This window comes from Kitasatospora sp. NPDC051164, from assembly GCF_044455625.1.
GTDB lineage: Bacteria > Actinomycetota > Actinomycetes > Streptomycetales > Streptomycetaceae > Kitasatospora.
In genome coordinates this window covers 265,480-282,960 of sequence record NZ_JBITFB010000008.1, presented here as the reverse complement: position 1 = coordinate 282,960, position 17,481 = coordinate 265,480, and the positions used below count along the sequence as shown (strand labels likewise).

Genomic DNA, 17,481 nt, shown 5'->3' with positions numbered 1-17,481 from the left:
TCAGTAGCCCGGGGTGCTGGGCATCGGGTTGGAGTTCGTGCCGGTGCCCGCCTTGCCACCGCTCGGGGTCACCGCGAACCAGGTGCCGCCCACGCCCTGGCCCTTGGTGTCGCCGGGCTTGGCGTCCGGCGAGTAGCGGTAGACCGGCCAGCCGTTGACGGTGACCTGCTTGGTGCCGTCGGAGCGGGTGACCGTGCCGACCAGCTTGCTGTCGATGCCCTTGACCGTGACGTCGCCGTTGACGTGCTCGGGCGGCCAGGTCGTGGCACAGCTGCCGTTGCAGTAGGACTCCGGCGGGTTGCTCTCGTCCTGGTCGAAGCGGTAGAGCGTGAAGCCGGCGCTGTCGGTGACGATCGTGCCCAGCTTGGGGTCGGTGGCGGTCTGCAGGGTCGCGCTCGCCGGGGCGGTCGGGCTGCCCGACATGCTCGGCGTACTGGACTTGCTGCCTCCGGACGACCCGCAGCCGGCGATCAGGGCGGCCACCGCGATGCCGGAGGCGGCCAGCACGGCGGCCCGGCGGGTGCGGGGTGTGCTGCGCATGGGGTGCCTCCCGCGGTCTGAACGGACTGGACACCCTTCTGTACGGGCGGTGGCGGCCGGTTGCTCAATGCCGTGCGCCGGATGGCCGCAGGCCGGCCACGGAATGCCGGACACCCCCGGAATACGGTGCCGAGCAGCACCGTTGTCGCGGGCACATGGCCTGTACCGCAGCCTCCGGAAGGGAAGGAATCGCGAGATGAGCAGCACGGTCGAGCTGACCAAGGAGAACTTCGACGACATCGTCCCCGGCCCGGAGGGCAAGGACTTCGTCTTCATCGACTTCTGGGCCGGGTGGTGCGGTCCCTGCCGCCAGTTCGCCCCGGTGTACGAGAAGGCGGCCGAGCGCCACTCCGACCTGGTCTTCGCCAAGGTGGACACCGAGGCGCAGCAGGAGCTCGCCTCCGCGTTCGGCATCCAGTCGATCCCGACACTGGCGATCATCCGTGAGGGCGTGCTCGTCTTCTCGCAGGCCGGCGCGCTGCCGGAGGCGGTGTTCGAGGACCTGATCGGCCAGGCCCGCAACCTGGACATGGCCGAGGTGAAGCGCAAGGTCGCCGAAGAGCAGGCGGCCGGCGGCCAGGCCTGAGCCGCGAGCGGTCGGCGGGGGCCCGGGGAGCGTCGTCCCCCCGGGCCCCCGCCGTGCCCGCTCCCCGCTTCCGGGACCACGGCCGCGGGTGCCGATCGGGATCCGCTCCTAGAGTCGTCGGTGACAGCGGCCTCCGCGGAGGCCCCGCCGACGAAGGAGTGATCCGCCATGAGCACGTTCGTACTGGTCCCCGGGTTCTGGCTCGGTGCCTGGGCCTGGGACGAGGTGGCCGCGCCGCTGCGCGCCGCCGGGCACCGCGTCCACCCGGTGAGCCTGCCCGGGGTGGCCGAACGGGCGGGCGAGTCCGGCGAGTTCGGCTTGGAGGAGCACATCGCCGACCTGGCCGACCTGCTGGTCCGCGAGGACCTGTGGGACGTCGTGCTGGTCGCCCACAGCGGCGCCTGCGCCCCGGTGGGCGGGCTCGCGGACCGGATGCCGGAGCGGATCCGCCGGGTGGTCTACCTGGACAGCGTCCCGCTGGTCGACGGCTCCGCGCTCCACGACCTCTGGCAGCCCGACTACCGGAAGATGGCCGAGGCCTCGGTGGTCGACGGCCGGTTCCCGATGCCGTCCTGGGAGTACCTGGACACCCACGGCGCCGGCCTGGGGGGCCTGGACGAGGCCACCCTGGCGCGGGTCCGCTCCCTCGCCACCCCGCACCCGGCCGGGGTGTACCGGGACGAACTCCGGCTGACCGGCGCCGGGGCCGCCCTGCCGCACGCGCTGGTGTCCTGTTCCTTCCCGCTCTCCCAGGTCCGCGAGCTGATCGCGGCGGGCCACCCGTACTTCGCCGGGATGGCCGCGCCGAACTGGGAACTGCGCGAACTGCCCACCGGGCACTGGCCGATGTTCTCCCGTCCGGCCGACACGGCGGCGGTGCTCGCGGAGCTCGCCGCGATCTGAGCCCCCGGCCTGTCCGCCATGCCCGGGCCTGTCCCCGCGTGTCCTGGGTGCCCCCGTGTGCCTTGGGTACCCCCGCGTGCGCAGGCCTGTCCCCCGCGTGCACGGGCGTGTCCCCTGCGCGTCCTGCGCGTGTCCGACCGTCGCCAAGGCACGCCCGACCCGGCAGGATGGGCCCAACGCCGTACCCGAGCGGAGAGCGAGACTCATGAGCGAGCAGACCGGCCGTACCGAACCGCCTGCCGCCGGGCCCGAGTTCGGACGGGTCACCACCGCGCTGGTCACCGGGAGCGCCGCCGACCCGCCGTACCACGTGGACGTCAAGGCCGGCACCCACGCGCTGACCTCGGACGAGCCGGTGCGACGCGGCGGCTCGGACAGCGGGCCGGAACCGTTCGCGCTGCTGCTCGCCTCCCTCGGCTCCTGCACCGCGATCACCCTGCGGATGTACGCCGACCGCAAGAAGTGGCCGCTGCAGGCGGTCCGGGTGAGGCTCGGGTACGAAACGGACGGCAGCCGGGGCCGGATCTCCCGCCGGGTCGCCCTGACCGGCGACCTGGACGGGGCCCAGCGCGCCCGACTGCTCGACATCTGCGAACGCACGCCCGTCACCCTCGCCCTGCGGGCCGGGGTGGCCATCGAGACCACGGAGGACCGGGCATGACCAGCACCGCCGAGGAGTACGACGTCATCGTCCTGGGGGCCGGCCCGACCGGCGAGAACGTGGCGGACCGGACGGTCGCCGCCGGGCTGCGCACGGTGATCGTGGAGGCCGAGCTGGTCGGCGGCGAGTGCTCGTACTGGGCCTGCATGCCGAGCAAGGCGCTGCTGCGCCCGTCGGCCGCGCTGGCCGACGCCCGCGCGGTGGCCGGCTCCCGGGAGGCGGTCGGCGACGGACGGCTGGACCCGGCCGCGGTGCTGGCCCGGCGGGACTCCTTCGCCTCGCACTGGAGCGACGACGGCCAGGTGCGGTGGCTGCGGGACACCGGCATCGACCTGGTCCGCGGCCACGGCCGGCTGGCCGGCGAGCGGACGGTGACGGTGGAGGCCGAGGACGGCAGCGAGCGGGTGCTCACCGCCCGGCACGCCGTCGTGGTGTCCACCGGCAGCCGTCCGGTGCTGCCCGGGCACGTGCCGGGGCTGACCGAGGCCCTCCCGTGGACCAACCGGGAGGCCACCGGCTCGCCGGCCGTGCCCGGGCGGCTGGCGGTGGTCGGCGGCGGGGTGGTCGGGGTGGAGATGGCCGCCGCCTGGCGGGCGCTCGGCGCCGAGGTGGTGCTGCTGGTGCGCGGCGAGGGGCTGCTGCCGCGGATGGAGCCGTTCGCGGGCGAGCTGGTCGCCGAGGGCCTGCGCAAGGCCGGGGTGGACGTCCGTTTCGGCACCGAGGTCACCGGGGTGCAGCGGGCGGACGGCTCCGGGCCGGTGACCCTGACGCTCAGGAGCGGCGCGGAGGACGGCGCGGAGGACGGCGCGGAGCTGACCGCCGACGAGGTGCTGTACGCGACCGGCCGGGCCCCGCGCACCGCCGACATCGGGCTGGAGCAGGTCGGGCTGAAGCCGGGCGACTGGCTGGAGGTGGACGACAGCTGCACGGTGCTCGGCGTGGACGGCGAGTGGCTGTACGCCGCCGGGGACGTCAACCACCGGGCGCTGCTCACCCACCAGGGCAAGTACCAGGCCCGGATCGCGGGCGCGGCGATCGCCGCCCGCGCCCAGGGGCGCCCGCTCGACACCGCGCGCTGGGGCGCGCACGCCGCGTCCGCCGACCTCGCGGGCGCGCCGCAGGTCGTGTTCACGCAACCGGAAGTCGCTGCCGTCGGCCTGACCCTGGCCGCCGCCGAGGAGGCCGGGCTGCGGGTCAAGACCGTCGACCACGACCTCGGCGCCGTCGCCGGGGCCTCGCTGTACGGCGACGACTACCGCGGCCGGGCCCGGGTGGTCTTCGACCTGGACCGCCAGGTGCTCGTCGGCGCCTCCCTGGTCGGCCCCGGCGTGGCCGAACTGCTGCACTCGGCGACCGTCGCGGTGGTCGGCGAGGTGCCCATCGACCGGCTCTGGCACGCGGTGCCCGCGTACCCGACGATCAGCGAGGTCTGGCTGCGGCTGCTGGAGGGCTGCCGGGGGTAGGGCCCCTGGGCGCAAGTGCGGCCCCCGGCCGGGCGAACGGCCTTCCGGGTCAAGGACGGCCTCCCGGGTGAACGGCGCGGCGAGATGTGACCACCGGTGGACGGCGGGACACTGGCAGTCGGGGGCCGTCCCGGGGGGCCGCGCTCGTGACCAGGGTGGTGTGAGGCATGACCGAAGTGCTGTTGGCCGTCGGAACCGAGAAGGGCCTCTTTCTCGGCCGCAGCCGCGACCGGCTGACGTGGGAGTTCAGCGGGCCGCACTTCCCGATGAACGCGATCTACTCCGTCTCCGTCGACCGCCGCGAGGGCCGCACCAGAATCCTGGTCGGCGCCGACAGCAGCCACTGGGGGCCCTCGGTCTGGCGCTCCGACGACCTCGGCGCGCACTGGTACGAGCCGCCGCAGCCGGCCATCCGCTTCCCCGAGTCCACCGGCGCCTCGCTCACCCGGGTCTGGCAGCTGCAGCCCGCCGGCGGCGAGGCCCCCGGCGTCGTCTACGCGGGCACCGAGCCCGCCGCGCTGTTCCGCTCCACCGACGGCGGCGAGACGTTCGCCCTGGTGGAGTCGCTCTGGGAACACCCCCAGCGGCCGCAGTGGGGCGCCGGCTACGGCGGCCAGGGCCTGCACACCATCCTCACCGACTCGAGCGACCCGCAACGGCTGCTGGTCGCCGTCTCCAGCGGCGGCGTCTACCGCAGCAAGGACGGCGGCGACAGCTGGGAGCCCTCCAACACCGGGCTGCGCGCCGAGTTCCTCCCGCAGGAGAGCCAGTACCCCGAGTTCGGCCAGTGCGTGCACAAGATCGCCCCGGACCCGGTCAACCCCGACCGGCTCTACCTGCAGAACCACGGCGGCGTCTACCGCAGCGACGACTGGGGCGCCAGCTGGCGCTCGATCGTCGACGGGCTGCCCGCCGAGTTCGGCTTCGCCGTCGCCGCCCACCCCCGCCGGGGCGACACCGCCTACCTCTTCCCGCTCGGCGGCTCCGACGACCGCATCCCGCCCGGCCGCCGCTGCCGGGTCTTCCGCACCACCGACGGCGGCACCAGCTGGCAGCAGCTCGCCGACGGCCTGCCCGGCGAGGACCACTACGGCATCGTGCTGCGCGATGCCCTGCGCACCGACGACGCCGACCCGGCCGGGATCTACTTCGGCAACCGGACCGGCGACGTGTACGGCAGCCGGGACGAGGGCGAGAACTGGTCGCTGCTGATCTCCCACCTGCCGGACGTGCTCTGCGTCCGCGCCGCGGTGGTGGCCTGAGCCCGGCGCCGGCCGCCGCGCTTCCCGACGGCCTGCCGCCCCCAAGTCCGCTGTCCGAAGCCCGCTGTCCCGACGCCCGCTGCCGGAAAACCGGTTGCCCCGAGCGCCCGGTTCTGGCCAGCATGAGCCGCCGACGAACGATCTCCGGCGAACTCGCGAAAAGGGGTGGGCCATGGCTGAGGCCGACTGGGTGGTCAGGCACGACGGCGACGGCAATCCGGTACTGCGCTACCAGCCGGGCGAGCGGGAGGGCCTGCCCTGGGCCGACCTGCTGCAGGTGCTGGACGAGTCGGTGGACGCGGCCGGGTTCATCCGGGCCGAGCTGCCCGGGTGGGTGGTCTCCGGCAGCCCCGAACTCGGGCAGCGCCTGGCGGCGGACGGCGCGACGGTCCTGCGGCACGCCCACACCTTCCGCCGGGACCTGCGCGCCGACCCCCCGCCCGCCGACTGGGCCGGGGCGCCGCTGCCCGACGGCCTGCGCGGGGGACTGCGCGACGGCCTGCGGGCGGTGCCCTGCGACCGGGCGCCCGAGGAGCTGTTCGAGGCCTGGCGGGCCGCCTTCGGGCCCGGTCACGTCGACCGCTTCCCGGGCGACGACGCCCAGGCGCTCTCCGACCGGCTCGGACTGCTGCTCGCCGGGAAGGCCATCGGCCCCGTCCTGTCGTCCAGCCTGCTCGCCGTGGACGCCGAGGACCGCGTGGTCGCTGCGGTGATCCTGACCGACCGCGACGGCCGGCCGTGGGTCGCCGAGGTCTTCCGCCACCCGCAGCGCGGCTACCGGGGCCTCGGCGCCGACCTGCTGCGCCGGGCGGTCGCGGACGCCGCCGCGCGCGGGATCGCCGACCTGCACCTGGCGGTGACCGAGGGCAACCCGGCCCGCCGCCTCTACGAGTCGCTGGGCTTCCTGCTGCAGGAGACCTCGCTGACGGTGCTCGTCCCGGACGCCGACTGAGCCCGGGTGCGCTCAGGACCGGGGCTGCTCAGGGCCGGGGCTGCTCAGGACCGGGGCTGCTCAGGGCCGGGGGTGATCAGGGCCGGGGGTGATCAGGGCCGGGCCAGTGACGGCCGGGCCGACTTCGGCAAGCCGATCGGGGACCGCCGGACCCACGGGAAACCGGCTGGTCGGACGCGGTGTGTAGGCTCAACGGTCATGGCAAGGGTGACACGGGACGATGTGGCGCGGGCGGCGGGGACGTCCACGGCGGTCGTGAGTTATGTGATCAACGACGGGCCGCGGCCGGTGGCGCCGGCGACCCGGGCGCGGGTGCTCGCGGCGGTCGAGGAGCTCGGCTACCGGCCCAACCGGGTCGCCCAGGCGATGGCGCGGCGGCGGACCAACCTGCTCGGGATGGTCGTGCCGGACGCCCGGCAGCCGTTCTTCGCCGGGCTCGCGCACGCCGTCGAACAGGCCGCCGCCGAGCACGGCCGGCTGCTGCTGATCGGCAACTCCGACTACGCCGACGAGCGGGAGGCGCACTACATCCGGGCCTTCCTCGGGATGCAGGTGGACGGCCTGATCCTGGTCACCCAGGACCCGGCCACCCCCGGGCTGACCGGCTTCGACGTGGCCGACGGCACCCCGGTCGTGCTGCTGCACCACCGTGCGGAGAGCGCCGACGGCGTCGCCGTGGTCGCGGACGACGAGGGCGGTGCCCGCGAGGTGGTCCGCCACCTGCTCGGGCACGGGCACGCCGAGGTGCACTGCTTCGGCGGCACCCGCGCGCTCAGCCCGCACGACCCGGTCACCGGGCGGACGGCCGGCTGGGTCGCCGCCCTGGAGGACGCCGGGCTGCCCACCGAGGGGCGGCTCACCCCGGCGCCGTTCGACCGCGTCCGGGCACACGCCGAGGCGCTCGCCCTGCTGGCCCGCCCCGACCGGCCGTCCGCCGTGTTCTGCGCGACGGACGACCAGGCGATCGGCCTGCTGCGGGCCGCCGACGACCTGGGGATCCGGGTGCCGGAGGACCTCGCGGTGGCCGGCTTCGACGACATCGCCGAGGCGGTGATCGCCGGGCCCGCGCTGACCACCGTCACCACCGCGCAGGACGAGATGGCCCGCGCCGCGCTGGAGCTCGTCCTCGGCGGGTCCGAGCGCCGCGCCACCGGCGCCCGGACCTTCCCGGCCCGACTGGTGGTGCGGCGCTCCTGCGGCTGCCCGGCACCGGACCGGGCAGCCCTGGACTGACCGCTGCTCGACCTCGCCGGGCGTCGGTTCAGCACCGCGCGTCGGTTCGGCCGCCGGGCGTCGGTTCGGCCGCCGGGCGTCAGTTCAGCTGGAAGGTGGCCTCGACCGGGTAGTGGTCGCTGGGCGCGTTGGTGTCGAGCTGCCCCGGCGCCCAGCCCGCCTGCGGGTCGAAGTCGACCTTCACGGTCGACATCCCGGTCGGCACCGGGCGGTCCGGGGCGTTGAGGTAGCCGATGTAGTCGAGGTCGTCCCGGTAGTCCTTGGGGAAGGTCTCGACGCCGGACATGTACTGGCACCAGGCGGAAACCGAGCAGTCCATGGTGGTCAGGTTCTGGCCCGGGTCGGTGGCCGGGGTGCCGAGCACGCCGTTCACCGCGTTCTGGGCGTTGGTGTAGTCGCCGCGGCCCCGGCCGTGGACGTACTCGACGTTGAGGTCGCCGCCGATCAGCACCGGCGCGCCGCTGCCGACGATCCCGTCCACCCAGGCGCGGATCTCGGAGAGCTGGCCGAGCCGGGTGGACTGGGTGGTGTCGGTGGAGACGTCCGACTCGTCGGCCTGGAGGTGGGTGCCGACCACCCAGGCGGCGCTGCCGTTCTTGGTCACCTTGACCAGCGCCGCGCCCTTGTTGGCGTGGTAGTCCCAGGTGCCGTACGTCGAGTTGGCGAAGACGTGGGCGTACTGGGCGGCGATCGGGTACTTGGAGAGGATCATCGTGCCGCCGTTGATGACGAACCACGAGTTGGAGCAGTTGCCGCTGATGCCCGTCCAGCCGCCGGAGCAGGTGCCGCCGACCACCGGGGTGCGGTACGGGTAGAGGTCGGCGAGCTTGGCGTTGATGTCGGCGGTCGAGCTGTTGTTGAACTGCTCGTCCAGGATGACGACATCGGCGTTGTGCTGACGGACGATCTGCTCGATCACCGGGGTGCGGCGGGCGGCCTGCTCGTTCTGGGTGCTGTCGACGACGGCGGTGCCGAGGTCGACGTTGAAGGCGAAGACGGACAGCGTGGTGGGGCTCGCCGGGGTGCCGGCGGTGGCGGCCGGGGCGGTACCGCCGACCAGCAGTGCGGCGGCGGCCGCCGAGGTGAGGGCGGTGGCCGTGCGACGCGAGAGCATGGGCGTTCTCCTGGGGATTCGTCTACCCTGCGGGGCCCGGCGCCGGGGTGGCCGGCGGTCGGGGACTGGCGGACGAACGCTAGCTACCGACCGGTACGTCGGGAAGAACGCCAGGAGATCAGTTCCGGCCGATCATGTGGCCGCGAGATGTCTGTACAGGTCCGGGCGAGTAGGCGACAAGATGTCTGTACACCCTTGCACCGCCCACGCGCCGCCCGCCGGGCCCGCGCGAACCGCCGTCAGCCGTCGAGCAGTTCGTCCGCGAGCAGATCCATCAGCAGGTTGTCGTGCCAGGTGCCGTCCGAACCGCGCTCGTACTGGCGCATGGTGCCGACCGTACGGAAGCCGACCTTGGTGTAGCAGCGGATCGCGGCGAGGTTGTCCGCGGCCGGGTCGATCACCAGCCGGTGGTAGTGGTGGTCGTGCACCAGGTACCGGGCCATGGTGCGCACCGCGTCCGTCCCCAGACCCAGGCCGTGCACCGTCGGATCGAGGTAGAGGTCCATCCCGGCGTGCCGGTACTCGTCGTCGTTGTTGGCGTACCACTGGATGGCGCCGACCACCTGGCCGCCCAGGTCGATCGCAAACGTCTCCGTGTCGGGTGATTCCAGGTCGTTGGCGACCTCGGCGGGCAGGTCGTCACCGCCCCGCCAGCGGGCGAACACCTCCGGCGTGCCGCGGATGGCCGCCAGGGCCGGGATGTCGTCGGTGGTGGCCGGTCGCAGCGTGACCAGGGCGCCGTGCAGAATCGTCCCCATATGGGGCATGTTGGCACGGAAACCCGGCTCCGGCGAGTGCTTTTACCGCATTGCCCGGACCCTCGCGACCAGGGATGATGCTGCGCCGTGGCCCACCTCGTCCTCGGCCTGTCGGGCATCCTCGGCTACGCCGCCGTGGTCATGATCCGAAAGAACTGGGCCCGGAGCTGGACACAGGCCGATTTCGACGCGCCCGCGTACGGCGTGCGGAACGTCGCGGCCGCCCTGGCGCAGGCCCCCCGGACGACGGGCGGCTGCCGATGCTGCGGCACCTGCTCGCCCACTACGCGGGCAAGGCCGGGCCGTACCGCATCGCGCCGGAGCAGTTCCGGGGTGCGACGTGCACTGCGGCGCGTTACGCGGTGGGGTGCGCCGGGTCGCCGAGGGGGCCGAGGGGGCCGAGCCAGACGGTGGTGACGGCACTGACGTAGCGGGCACCGCAGTGGTCGTCCGGGACGACCAGCTGCGGGCCGACGGCGTCCAGCGGCGCGCCGTTCATGCTGGTGGCCAGCAGGATCCGCCGGCCGCCGAAGTCCGGGTCGATCTCGGCCCAGGAGACCACCGCCCGGTGGCCGTCGGCGCCGACCACGGAGAGCAGGAAGCGCAGCCGCTGCTTGCGGCCGGAGAAGTCGATCCGGGGCCGGGCCTCGCGCAGTACGTCCAGCAGTGCCGGGCCCTCGTAGCCGTGCCGCTGCTCGCCCTCGGTCCGGCAGTCGAAGCTGACCTCGACCCGGTGGGCGGGGAGGTCGCGCAGTTGGTCGACGGTCAGCTCGGCGGGCCGCTCGAGGTGGCCGTGCAGCCGGATGGTGGGTCTCGCCGGGGTCATGGTGCTCCCTCTTCCCGGGCCGCTGCGCCGCGGCCCGGGAGGAGGACTACCCGAGGGACCGATCGGACATTCGCAGCTGCCAGGCTGAAGACGGATATTCATCGCAATTGCGATGACTGATCCCCTGTTCCGATCGAATCTGCGCTGCTGCCGACCTCGGGCGCGGAACCTGCGGAAAATTTTTCGTGGCGAGTGTCGATCCGGCGCCGGCCCGTTCGACGCAGGGGTGAGAGGCGGGGAGAGGCCCCGCCCGACCGACCGAGGAGTCACCATGCCGCGCTTCATGACACTGATCCGGATCGACGAGCAGGCCCGCGCCGACTGGGAGCCGGACCCGAGCTTCGAGCAGCGGATGGGGGCCCTATTCGAGGAGATCACCAAGGCCGGGGTGATGCTGGAGACCGCCGGGCTGACCCCGACCTCCCAGGGCACCCGGGTGACCTGGAACGACGGGAAGGTCGGCTACACCGACGGGCCGTTCACCGAGACCAAGGAGGTCGTCGGCGGTTACGCCATCCTGCAGTGCAAGGACCAGGCCGAAGCCCTGGAGTGGACCCGGCGCTTCCTGCAGACCCACCCGGCGGGGTGGAGCGTCGAGGCGGAGGTCCGGCAGATCGAGGAAATGCCTCAGCCGTAACGGTGAGTGCGTTTGCCTCCCCCGCCGTCGGCTGCTCTGATGGGTCGCCGTGACGGAGAGGGCTGCGAGAAACGGCACTGCGACGAACGGCACTGCGACGGAGGACACTACGCCGGACGGCGCTGCGCCAGCCAGGACCGCGGCGGCGGCCGTCGAGACGGTGTTCCGGATCGAGTCCGCGCGGATCATCGCCGGGGTAGCCCGGATCGTCCGGGACGTGGGCATCGCCGAGGAGCTGGCGCAGGACGCGCTGGTGGCCGCGCTGGAGCGGTGGCCGCAGGAGGGCGTCCCGGACAATCCGGGCGCCTGGCTGACGGCCACCGCCAAGCACCGGGCGATCGACCTGGTCCGCCGCCGGGAGGTCTACGCCCGCAAACTCGCCGAGGTGGGGCGGTCGGCGGAGGACGTGGCGCCCCCGGAGCCGGCCGAGCCGGACGACATCGACGACGACCTGCTGCGGCTGATCTTCACCGCCTGCCACCCGGTCCTGTCGGCGGAGGCGCGGATCGCGCTCACCCTCCGGCTGCTCGGCGGGCTGACCACCCCGGAGATCGCCCGCGCCTTCCTGGTGCCCGAGCCGACGGTGGCGCAGCGGATCGTCCGGGCGAAGCGGGCGCTGGCGAAGGCGGCGGTGCCGTTCGAGGTGCCGTACGGGGAGGACCGGGCGCGGCGGCTGTCGTCGGTACTGGAGGTCATCTATCTGATCTTCAACGAGGGGTACTCGGCGACGACGGGGGACGACCTGCTCCGCCCCCAGCTGTGCGAGGACGCGCTGCGGCTGGCCCGGGTGCTGGCCGCGCTGATGCCGGCCGAGCCGGAGGTGCACGGGCTGGCCGCGCTGCTGGAGTTCCAGGCCTCGCGCACGGCCGCCCGGACCGGCCCGGACGGCCGGCCGGTGCTGCTGGCGGACCAGAACCGGGCCCGCTGGGACGGGCTGCTGATCCGGCGCGGCTTCGACGCCCTGCAGCGGGCGGGTACCGGGCCGTACTCGGTGCAGGCCGCGATCGCCGCCTGCCACGCGAAGGCACGGCGCTACGCGGACACCGACTGGGCGACCATCGCCGCACTGTACGAGCGGCTGCTGGCGCTGTCGCCGTCCCCGGTGGTGGCGCTGAACCGGGCGGTGGCCGTCTCGATGGCGCGGGGTCCGGCCGCCGCACTGGAGTTGGTGGACGCGTTGGCGGCGGAGCCGGCGCTGCGCGGCTACCACCTGCTGCCGAGCGTGCGGGGCGATCTGCTCGCCCGGCTGGGGCGGGCGGACGAGGCCCGGGCGGAGTTCGAGCGGGCGGCGGAACTGACCCGCAACGAGCGGGAGCGGGAGCTGCTGCGGGAGCGGGCCGCGGGCCTTGGGCGCCCGAGGAAGACTAGGGGGTTTCGTCCAGGCGCAGCCGGGCGCTGACCTCGCCGAGGCCCTCGGCGAGGACGGCCAGCTGGTCGCGGGTGAGCACGTCGATCAGCAGCTCGCGGACCAGGGCGACGTGCCCGGGCGCGGCCTGGCGCAGCACCTCCCTTCCCTGGTCGGTGAGTTCGGCGAAGACGCCGCGTACGTCGCTGGGACAGGAGCGGCGGGAGACCAGGCCCATCCGCTCCAGCTGGGTGACCTGGTAGGTCAGGCCGCTCTTGGAGGTGACCAGCTTGTCGGCGAGTTCGGTCATCCGCAGCGAGTCGCCGGGGGCGGCGGACAGGTGCACCAGGATCTCGTACTGCTGGTGCGAGAGGCCGGAGTCCTCCTTGAGCTGGCGCTCCAGCCGGCGGTTCAGCAGGTTGCTCGCGGTGACGAAGCCCCGCCAGGCGGCCATCTCGTCCGGGTCCAGCCAGCGGGGTTCGTTCAGTGAGGACATGGATGAAGCCTACTCCTGTTGTTCAAATTCGAACAAAGGTGTACCGTCGATCGAAGTAGACGTTCAAATTTGAACTACCATCGAACGAACGGTCCCACCGGTCCCGAGGAGGACGCCATGAACACCGCGGCCCCCGAGCGCATGCCCGCTCTGTACCTGTCGCACGGCGCTCCGCCGCTGGCCGACGACCCGATCTGGCCGGGCGAGCTGGCCGCCTGGTCCGCCGACCTGCCCCGGCCCAAGGCCGTGCTGATGGTCTCCGCCCATTGGGAGGAGGCGCCGCTCGCCCTCGGCGCCGTCACCACCACACCGCTGGTCTACGACTTCTGGGGCTTCCCCGAGCACTACTACCGGGTCCGGTACGCCGCCCCCGGCGCGCCGGAGCTCGCCGAGCGCGTGCGCAAGCTGCTGCGCGCCCCCGGCACACCCGTCCAGGACATCCCCGACCGCGGACTCGACCACGGCGCGTACGTCCCCCTGGTGGAGATGTACCCGGACGCCGACGTCCCGGTGCTCCAGGTCTCGCTGCCCACCCTCGACCCGCAGCGGCTGCTGGAGCTCGGCCGCAAACTCGCCCCGCTGCGCGACGAGGGCGTGCTGATCGTCGGCAGCGGCTTCTTCACCCACAACCTGCGGGCACTCAGCAACGACGGCCGGGTCACCTCGGTGATGGCCGAGTTCGACGACTGGGGCCGGCGCGCCCTGGCCGCCCACGACCTGGACGCACTGCTCGACTTCGAGCGCAAGGCCCCCGCCGGGCGGCTCGCCCACCCGCGCACCGAGCACTTCGCCCCGCTGTTCGTCACCCTCGGCGCCGGCGAGGCCGACCTGGACAGCCAGCGCAGCGTCATCGACGGGTTCTGGATGGGACTGGCCAAGCGCTCGATCCAGCTGGGCTGAACGGACTCGACGGATCACAGCGAGCAGCAACGGATCACAGCGAGCAGCAGGTGAAGCGCTCGCCGATGTGCTCGGGCTGCTCGATCTCGTCCACCAGGACGACCGCGTAGTCCGGCACCGAGATCCGGCTGCGCCCCTCGGCGTCGGTGAGCAGCTGCTCCAGGCCGGTGCGGTAGCGGCCGGTCCGCTCCCCCGGGCCGATCTCGGCGGCCGGGCTGAGCACCGTCCAACGGAGGTCGGAGACCGTCCGGTAGTAGTCCAGCGCCGCGCCGTGCGCGTGCATGATCTGCAGGACCGTCTCCGGCAGCCCCGGGGTGTCCCAGACCCGTACGCCCGGCGCGGTCTCCAGACTGCCCGCACCGCCGACCGCGATCAGCCGGGGCGCCGCGCCGTCGAGCCTGCGCAGGCCCTCGACCAGGGCGCGGGCGGCGGGCTCGATCAGCGCCAGGTGGCCCGGGCCGTCACCGCCGCCGACGGCGCTCACCAGGACGTCGCAGCCGGCCGCCACCCGGGCCACGTCCGCCGGGTCCAGCACGTCCCCGCGCTCCACGGCGGCGGCCCCGCCCCGGTAGCGGTCCGGATCCCGGACCACGGCGGTGACCTCGTGGCCACGTACCGCCGCCTCCGCGACGACCGCACTGCCGATGCTGCCGTTGGCGCCGATCACGGCGATCCTGGCCATGGGGTACCTGCCTGGTGGCTCGGTGGGGGCTGCGTGTGCCGAAGGGCGTCGGACAGGGTCGATTATCGGGCGGATCCCCGGCGCCGGCCCGGGGCTTGGGCCTGTCGTGTGACGGCTTGGCGCAGCTGCGTTCGACGAGCGGCCGAAAGAACGGCCGAGAGTACGGAACGGCCGCCCGCGCACGTCCTCGTGGGACTGACGGGCGGCCATGGGCCAGTGGCCGGTACAGCCGGACGGCTACGCGTCCCCGGTGGCGGCGCGCTCGGCCTTGCTGCGCTCGACACAGAACTCGTTGCCCTCGGGGTCTCCGGAGGCTCTTGACTAGCTGTTCTGCGGCAGGGCCGCGAGAGCCCCGCCCGGATCGGTCCCGGACGGGGCGAGGGGGTTCTACTCGGGGCAGGACAGCGAGCATGCCCACACGGTGTGCCCGGGGCCGCTCGCGGCTTCCTGGTGGCCGATCGGGACCGGGATGGGGGCCGGGCCACCGCACCGGGCGCAGCGCACCGGAGCGAGGCGGGGCCACGTTTCGCCGAGGGCGTTCGCGTGGTCGTCCCGGTGGAACGGGTCACGGCTGCACGGAGCGCCGTCGTACTGCCCGGGGCGGGGGGAGCCGCATACGGGCTTCCTGGTGGCAGCGAGGGTCATCACGCCACCGCCCCGGCCATGGCGGGCGCGGCGTCGGTCAGCTCGGCCCAGCATTCGGCCGGGTCGGGAAGCTCGTAGGCCGTGGCGAACAGGGATACCCGTCGCGCCCGGCGAGCCTGCTCCTGGTCCTCCGCCTGATCCTTCCGGCGGATCATCTCGGCGTGGTAGGTGCGCTGCCACCGGGGCCAAGCCGCCTCGGCCAACCGGGCCCGTTCTTCGCGCTGCTGCGCCTCGGGGGTGCGCTCCCACAGCTCCAGCCACCGCGGAACCAGGCGACCAGGGGCGGGGAGCGGCATCGTGCGGGCGAGGACGTGCGCGGGGATCGGCCGAGCCGATGCGCAGATGACCCGCTTCGGCACAGTGAGCTGTACGGGCTCGGTGGGGCCGCAGATCACGACCAGGGGGCGGGGTCGGCGGTGCTGGCCCCGAGCCGACAGGACCAGGCGCAGGGCGGCCCGTAGGGCGAGGGCGATAAGGTGTCGCATGTCGGCAGCTCCTCGAAAGCTGTTTGGCGGGCCCCGGTGACTGGTCGCACAGTCCCGGGGCGTTTCTTTTCCCGAAAATACTAGGGTTCGCTATAGGTGTCTACAGACAACTACAGGCAGTGAATCCCCACCGCTGTGTACGGTCCTGGTGTGTTCGAGTTCGATGACAGCCGCCCGAAGTGGCCACAGATCGTGGCCGAGGTGCACAAGCGCATCCGCGAGAGGGCTTACGTGCCAGGACAGCGGATCACGGCGTTGGCGCTGGAACGCGAGTTCGGCGTGACTCGGGTCACCATGGGGAAGGTCATGGCGTCGCTTCGCCGTGACGGGTATGTGCGCACCGAGCACGGGATGGGGTCGTTCATCACGGGGAAGGTGCCCGCTCCGCCCGCTGGTACGGAGTAGGCCCCGCCCTGCCGGAGTTCACCAGCGGGACGGGGCCAAGGGGCGCAGCGAAGGCGGGGGGTCGTAATCCCAGGAACCGCCGCGCCCCGGTCTCACTCTATCGGCGCCCGGTCGGGGCCCTTCGCCCGGAGTTCGTCCAGCCTGCCGCGGAACAGAGTCTTCGCCGCCCACACGCCGTACTCCTGCGTGGGTACCGCCGTCTCAATCACGTGGTGCGCCCTCGCCTTGAGTTCGGCGCCCCAGATGACCGCGTGCTGTTGGGCACTGCGCCCGCACTCGTTGGGCTCGCCGGGCAGGCACAGCGGCAGATCCTCGCCGAGCTTGTTCGCCGAGTGGCGGACGTACCGGGCCACGTCGAGCCACTGATCCGGCGTCTTCGCCGGCCACCCGTTGGGCCCGTCTCCGGGCCACGGCATCCAGTCGTCGCCGTAGTGGTCGCCGTGGTTGTCCATGCCGCTCCCTGGTCGCCTAGATGGGGCTCCGATGCTATGCGGTCACGGCCCCGGGCGGGTCGCAGTGTCCCACCGAGGGCACGCACGGCTGACACGGCCCGCACATCGGAAGGAACTGTGGCGGGGTGCAGCTCTGCGCGGTGTCGCACTCGCGCCCGATCTCGGCGAGGGCGTCGGCGAGTCGGTCACCGGACCAGATCGCCGAAAGCGGCTGTTCGAGCACGTTGCCCACCGGCAGGAAGCGGCCGAGCACGCACGGCACCACGTCCCCGTTCGGCAGGATGGCGCACTTCTCGTGCGCGCAGTGCCCGCACAGGTCGGCCACCTTCGGTTGAACCCCGCGGCTCGCCCTGCCGAATGCCCGGGTCCGGTCGCCGCCGATCTCGACCACGCCGAGGCTCTGGAGATCGGTCACGGCCTGGTCGACGCGCTGCCCCGGGTTGACCGTGATCACCCCGCCGCGCACCGGGATGCCGAGGGCCACCGCCTTGGCGATGTTCGCCCGGGTCTTCCGGTGCGATCCGCGGTGCCGGGTCACGGTGTCGTGGTCGTCGGCCTGGTCGCTGTAGTAGGACGTTGCGAGGCTCGCCCCGGTCGACTTGAGCACGTCCCACAGCGCGGGCGTGATGTAGGTCATGTTCGAGAAGACCTCGACCGCGAGTCCCTTGCCCCGGGCGTAGATGATCAGGTCCCCGAGGTGCGGGTAAAGCGTCGGTTCGCCGCCGATGAACTGCACGTTCCGCGTGCCCATCTCGGCGAGCTGGTCGAGCACGGACCGCCAGTTGTCCGCGGTCATCTTGCCGTGCGTGCCCTGCGGGCCGGAGTCCGCGTAGCAGTGATCGCACTCCTCGTTGCAGAACCCCGTCACCTCCAGCCACGCGAAGTCGAGCGGCGCGGGCGGGCGGGACCGAACGTCGGTCTCGATTGCGGTGATGGTCACTGGTGCTCCCTCCGTAGAGTCGGCCGCCGGCTCGGGTGGCTCGGCGGTGTCTCGCTGGTGGTGCAAGGGCCCGCCCTGGTCGGTCTCGGTGGGGGCGACCAGGGCGGGCGGTGCTGTTCCTCACCCCGTGGGAGGGGCATCCCGTCGGACGGGCGAGGCGGGGCCGGGGTCGGTGCTCCCGTCCACGTCTGACGGG

General features: G+C 73.3%; 20 protein-coding genes. 11 read left to right on the top strand and 9 right to left on the bottom strand.

Annotation, left to right across the window (positions count from 1 at the left end):
* On the bottom strand, nt 1-540 hold the full coding sequence (locus ACIBEC_RS14965) for a hypothetical protein (protein WP_360507278.1): 540 nt from the start codon (nt 538-540) through the stop codon (nt 1-3).
* On the opposite strand from ACIBEC_RS14965, the gene ACIBEC_RS14960 reads away from it, so the two are divergent.
* From ACIBEC_RS14960 to ACIBEC_RS14930, 7 genes are all read left to right on the top strand, one after another.
* The gene (locus ACIBEC_RS14960) at nt 422-1,126 is read left to right on the top strand and encodes a thioredoxin family protein (protein WP_396287932.1); all 705 of its coding nucleotides are present in this window, start codon (nt 422-424) and stop codon (nt 1,124-1,126) included. The two genes, ACIBEC_RS14965 and ACIBEC_RS14960, sit on opposite strands and share 119 nt — an antisense overlap.
* A 168-nt stretch (nt 1,127-1,294) precedes the next feature.
* Entirely contained in the window at nt 1,295-2,029 is a 735-nt protein-coding gene (locus tag ACIBEC_RS14955; RefSeq protein ID WP_360507283.1) for an alpha/beta hydrolase, read from the top strand.
* Between the two features lie 205 nt (nt 2,030-2,234).
* A complete protein-coding gene (locus ACIBEC_RS14950) occupies nt 2,235-2,690 on the top strand; it encodes an OsmC family protein (RefSeq protein ID WP_360507286.1) in 456 nt (151 codons plus the stop codon).
* A complete protein-coding gene (locus tag ACIBEC_RS14945; RefSeq protein WP_360507289.1) occupies nt 2,687-4,153 on the top strand; it encodes an NAD(P)/FAD-dependent oxidoreductase in 1,467 nt (488 codons plus the stop codon). The genes ACIBEC_RS14950 and ACIBEC_RS14945 overlap by 4 nt, the downstream gene beginning before the upstream one ends.
* Before the next feature lie 167 nt (nt 4,154-4,320).
* Nucleotides 4,321-5,415 (top strand): exo-alpha-sialidase, encoded by a 1,095-nt coding sequence (locus tag ACIBEC_RS14940; protein ID WP_360507291.1) that lies wholly within the window; start codon nt 4,321-4,323, stop codon nt 5,413-5,415.
* Between the two features lie 172 nt (nt 5,416-5,587).
* Entirely contained in the window at nt 5,588-6,367 is a 780-nt protein-coding gene (locus ACIBEC_RS14935; protein WP_360507294.1) for a GNAT family N-acetyltransferase, read from the top strand.
* A gap of 198 nt (nt 6,368-6,565) precedes the next feature.
* Nucleotides 6,566-7,600: a LacI family DNA-binding transcriptional regulator gene (locus ACIBEC_RS14930; RefSeq protein ID WP_360507297.1), complete on the top strand. Its 1,035-nt coding sequence runs from the start codon at nt 6,566-6,568 to the stop codon at nt 7,598-7,600.
* A gap of 79 nt (nt 7,601-7,679) precedes the next feature.
* Here ACIBEC_RS14930 and ACIBEC_RS14925 read toward each other — a convergent pair whose 3' ends face one another.
* The 3 genes from ACIBEC_RS14925 to ACIBEC_RS14915 form a co-directional block, all read right to left on the bottom strand.
* On the bottom strand, nt 7,680-8,714 hold the full coding sequence (locus ACIBEC_RS14925; protein ID WP_360507300.1) for a sphingomyelin phosphodiesterase: 1,035 nt from the start codon (nt 8,712-8,714) through the stop codon (nt 7,680-7,682).
* Nucleotides 8,715-8,953: 239 nt separating this feature from the next.
* The gene (locus tag ACIBEC_RS14920) at nt 8,954-9,472 is read right to left on the bottom strand and encodes a GNAT family protein (RefSeq protein WP_360507303.1); all 519 of its coding nucleotides are present in this window, start codon (nt 9,470-9,472) and stop codon (nt 8,954-8,956) included.
* 355 nt (nt 9,473-9,827) lie between these two features.
* A complete protein-coding gene (locus tag ACIBEC_RS14915; protein WP_360507306.1) occupies nt 9,828-10,298 on the bottom strand; it encodes a molybdopterin-dependent oxidoreductase in 471 nt (156 codons plus the stop codon).
* Between the two features lie 271 nt (nt 10,299-10,569).
* On the opposite strand from ACIBEC_RS14915, the gene ACIBEC_RS14910 reads away from it, so the two are divergent.
* Together ACIBEC_RS14910 and ACIBEC_RS14905 are read left to right on the top strand one after the other, a co-directional pair.
* On the top strand, nt 10,570-10,935 hold the full coding sequence (locus ACIBEC_RS14910) for a YciI family protein (protein WP_360507309.1): 366 nt from the start codon (nt 10,570-10,572) through the stop codon (nt 10,933-10,935).
* A 160-nt stretch (nt 10,936-11,095) separates the two neighbouring features.
* Nucleotides 11,096-12,334, top strand: coding sequence for a DUF6596 domain-containing protein (locus ACIBEC_RS14905; RefSeq protein WP_360507312.1), 1,239 nt, complete (start codon nt 11,096-11,098; stop codon nt 12,332-12,334).
* On the opposite strand, the gene ACIBEC_RS14900 is transcribed toward ACIBEC_RS14905, so the two are convergent.
* On the bottom strand, nt 12,300-12,767 hold the full coding sequence (locus tag ACIBEC_RS14900) for a MarR family transcriptional regulator (protein WP_360507371.1): 468 nt from the start codon (nt 12,765-12,767) through the stop codon (nt 12,300-12,302). The genes ACIBEC_RS14905 and ACIBEC_RS14900 overlap by 35 nt on opposite strands.
* Nucleotides 12,768-12,893: 126 nt before the next feature.
* On the opposite strand from ACIBEC_RS14900, the gene ACIBEC_RS14895 reads away from it, so the two are divergent.
* Nucleotides 12,894-13,676 (top strand): class III extradiol ring-cleavage dioxygenase, encoded by a 783-nt coding sequence (locus ACIBEC_RS14895; protein ID WP_360507315.1) that lies wholly within the window; start codon nt 12,894-12,896, stop codon nt 13,674-13,676.
* Between the two features lie 34 nt (nt 13,677-13,710).
* Here the strand turns inward: ACIBEC_RS14895 and ACIBEC_RS14890 are convergent, their stop codons facing one another.
* Together ACIBEC_RS14890 and ACIBEC_RS14885 are read right to left on the bottom strand one after the other, a co-directional pair.
* Nucleotides 13,711-14,358 carry an NAD(P)H-binding protein gene (locus tag ACIBEC_RS14890; protein ID WP_360507318.1) on the bottom strand — a complete coding sequence of 216 codons (648 nt, stop codon included), beginning with the start codon at nt 14,356-14,358 and terminating at the stop codon, nt 13,711-13,713.
* A 644-nt stretch (nt 14,359-15,002) separates the two neighbouring features.
* Entirely contained in the window at nt 15,003-15,488 is a 486-nt protein-coding gene (locus ACIBEC_RS14885) for a hypothetical protein (protein WP_360507321.1), read from the bottom strand.
* A 150-nt stretch (nt 15,489-15,638) separates the two neighbouring features.
* On the opposite strand from ACIBEC_RS14885, the gene ACIBEC_RS14880 reads away from it, so the two are divergent.
* The gene (locus ACIBEC_RS14880; protein ID WP_360507324.1) at nt 15,639-15,893 is read left to right on the top strand and encodes a GntR family transcriptional regulator; all 255 of its coding nucleotides are present in this window, start codon (nt 15,639-15,641) and stop codon (nt 15,891-15,893) included.
* A gap of 92 nt (nt 15,894-15,985) precedes the next feature.
* On the opposite strand, the gene ACIBEC_RS14875 is transcribed toward ACIBEC_RS14880, so the two are convergent.
* Nucleotides 15,986-16,345: a hypothetical protein gene (locus tag ACIBEC_RS14875; protein ID WP_360507326.1), complete on the bottom strand. Its 360-nt coding sequence runs from the start codon at nt 16,343-16,345 to the stop codon at nt 15,986-15,988.
* A 34-nt stretch (nt 16,346-16,379) separates the two neighbouring features.
* Nucleotides 16,380-17,285, bottom strand: coding sequence for a radical SAM protein (locus ACIBEC_RS14870; protein ID WP_360507328.1), 906 nt, complete (start codon nt 17,283-17,285; stop codon nt 16,380-16,382).
* Nucleotides 17,286-17,481 lie beyond the last annotated feature (196 nt).

Excerpts from the sequence above, each read along its gene's own strand:
- ACIBEC_RS14960 (WP_396287932.1), top strand. The coding sequence starts at position 422 with ATGCTCGGCGTACTGGACTTGCTGCCTCCGGACGACCCGCAGCCGGCG.
- ACIBEC_RS14965 (WP_360507278.1), bottom strand. The coding sequence starts at position 540 with ATGCGCAGCACACCCCGCACCCGCCGGGCCGCCGTGCTGGCCGCCTCC.
- ACIBEC_RS14955 (WP_360507283.1), top strand. The coding sequence starts at position 1,295 with ATGAGCACGTTCGTACTGGTCCCCGGGTTCTGGCTCGGTGCCTGGGCC.
- ACIBEC_RS14950 (WP_360507286.1), top strand. The coding sequence starts at position 2,235 with ATGAGCGAGCAGACCGGCCGTACCGAACCGCCTGCCGCCGGGCCCGAG.
- ACIBEC_RS14945 (WP_360507289.1), top strand. The coding sequence starts at position 2,687 with ATGACCAGCACCGCCGAGGAGTACGACGTCATCGTCCTGGGGGCCGGC.
- ACIBEC_RS14940 (WP_360507291.1), top strand. The coding sequence starts at position 4,321 with ATGACCGAAGTGCTGTTGGCCGTCGGAACCGAGAAGGGCCTCTTTCTC.
- ACIBEC_RS14935 (WP_360507294.1), top strand. The coding sequence starts at position 5,588 with ATGGCTGAGGCCGACTGGGTGGTCAGGCACGACGGCGACGGCAATCCG.
- ACIBEC_RS14930 (WP_360507297.1), top strand. The coding sequence starts at position 6,566 with ATGGCAAGGGTGACACGGGACGATGTGGCGCGGGCGGCGGGGACGTCC.
- ACIBEC_RS14925 (WP_360507300.1), bottom strand. The coding sequence starts at position 8,714 with ATGCTCTCGCGTCGCACGGCCACCGCCCTCACCTCGGCGGCCGCCGCC.
- ACIBEC_RS14920 (WP_360507303.1), bottom strand. The coding sequence starts at position 9,472 with ATGGGGACGATTCTGCACGGCGCCCTGGTCACGCTGCGACCGGCCACC.
- ACIBEC_RS14915 (WP_360507306.1), bottom strand. The coding sequence starts at position 10,298 with ATGACCCCGGCGAGACCCACCATCCGGCTGCACGGCCACCTCGAGCGG.
- ACIBEC_RS14910 (WP_360507309.1), top strand. The coding sequence starts at position 10,570 with ATGCCGCGCTTCATGACACTGATCCGGATCGACGAGCAGGCCCGCGCC.
- ACIBEC_RS14895 (WP_360507315.1), top strand. The coding sequence starts at position 12,894 with ATGAACACCGCGGCCCCCGAGCGCATGCCCGCTCTGTACCTGTCGCAC.
- ACIBEC_RS14890 (WP_360507318.1), bottom strand. The coding sequence starts at position 14,358 with ATGGCCAGGATCGCCGTGATCGGCGCCAACGGCAGCATCGGCAGTGCG.
- ACIBEC_RS14885 (WP_360507321.1), bottom strand. The coding sequence starts at position 15,488 with ATGCGACACCTTATCGCCCTCGCCCTACGGGCCGCCCTGCGCCTGGTC.
- ACIBEC_RS14875 (WP_360507326.1), bottom strand. The coding sequence starts at position 16,345 with ATGGACAACCACGGCGACCACTACGGCGACGACTGGATGCCGTGGCCC.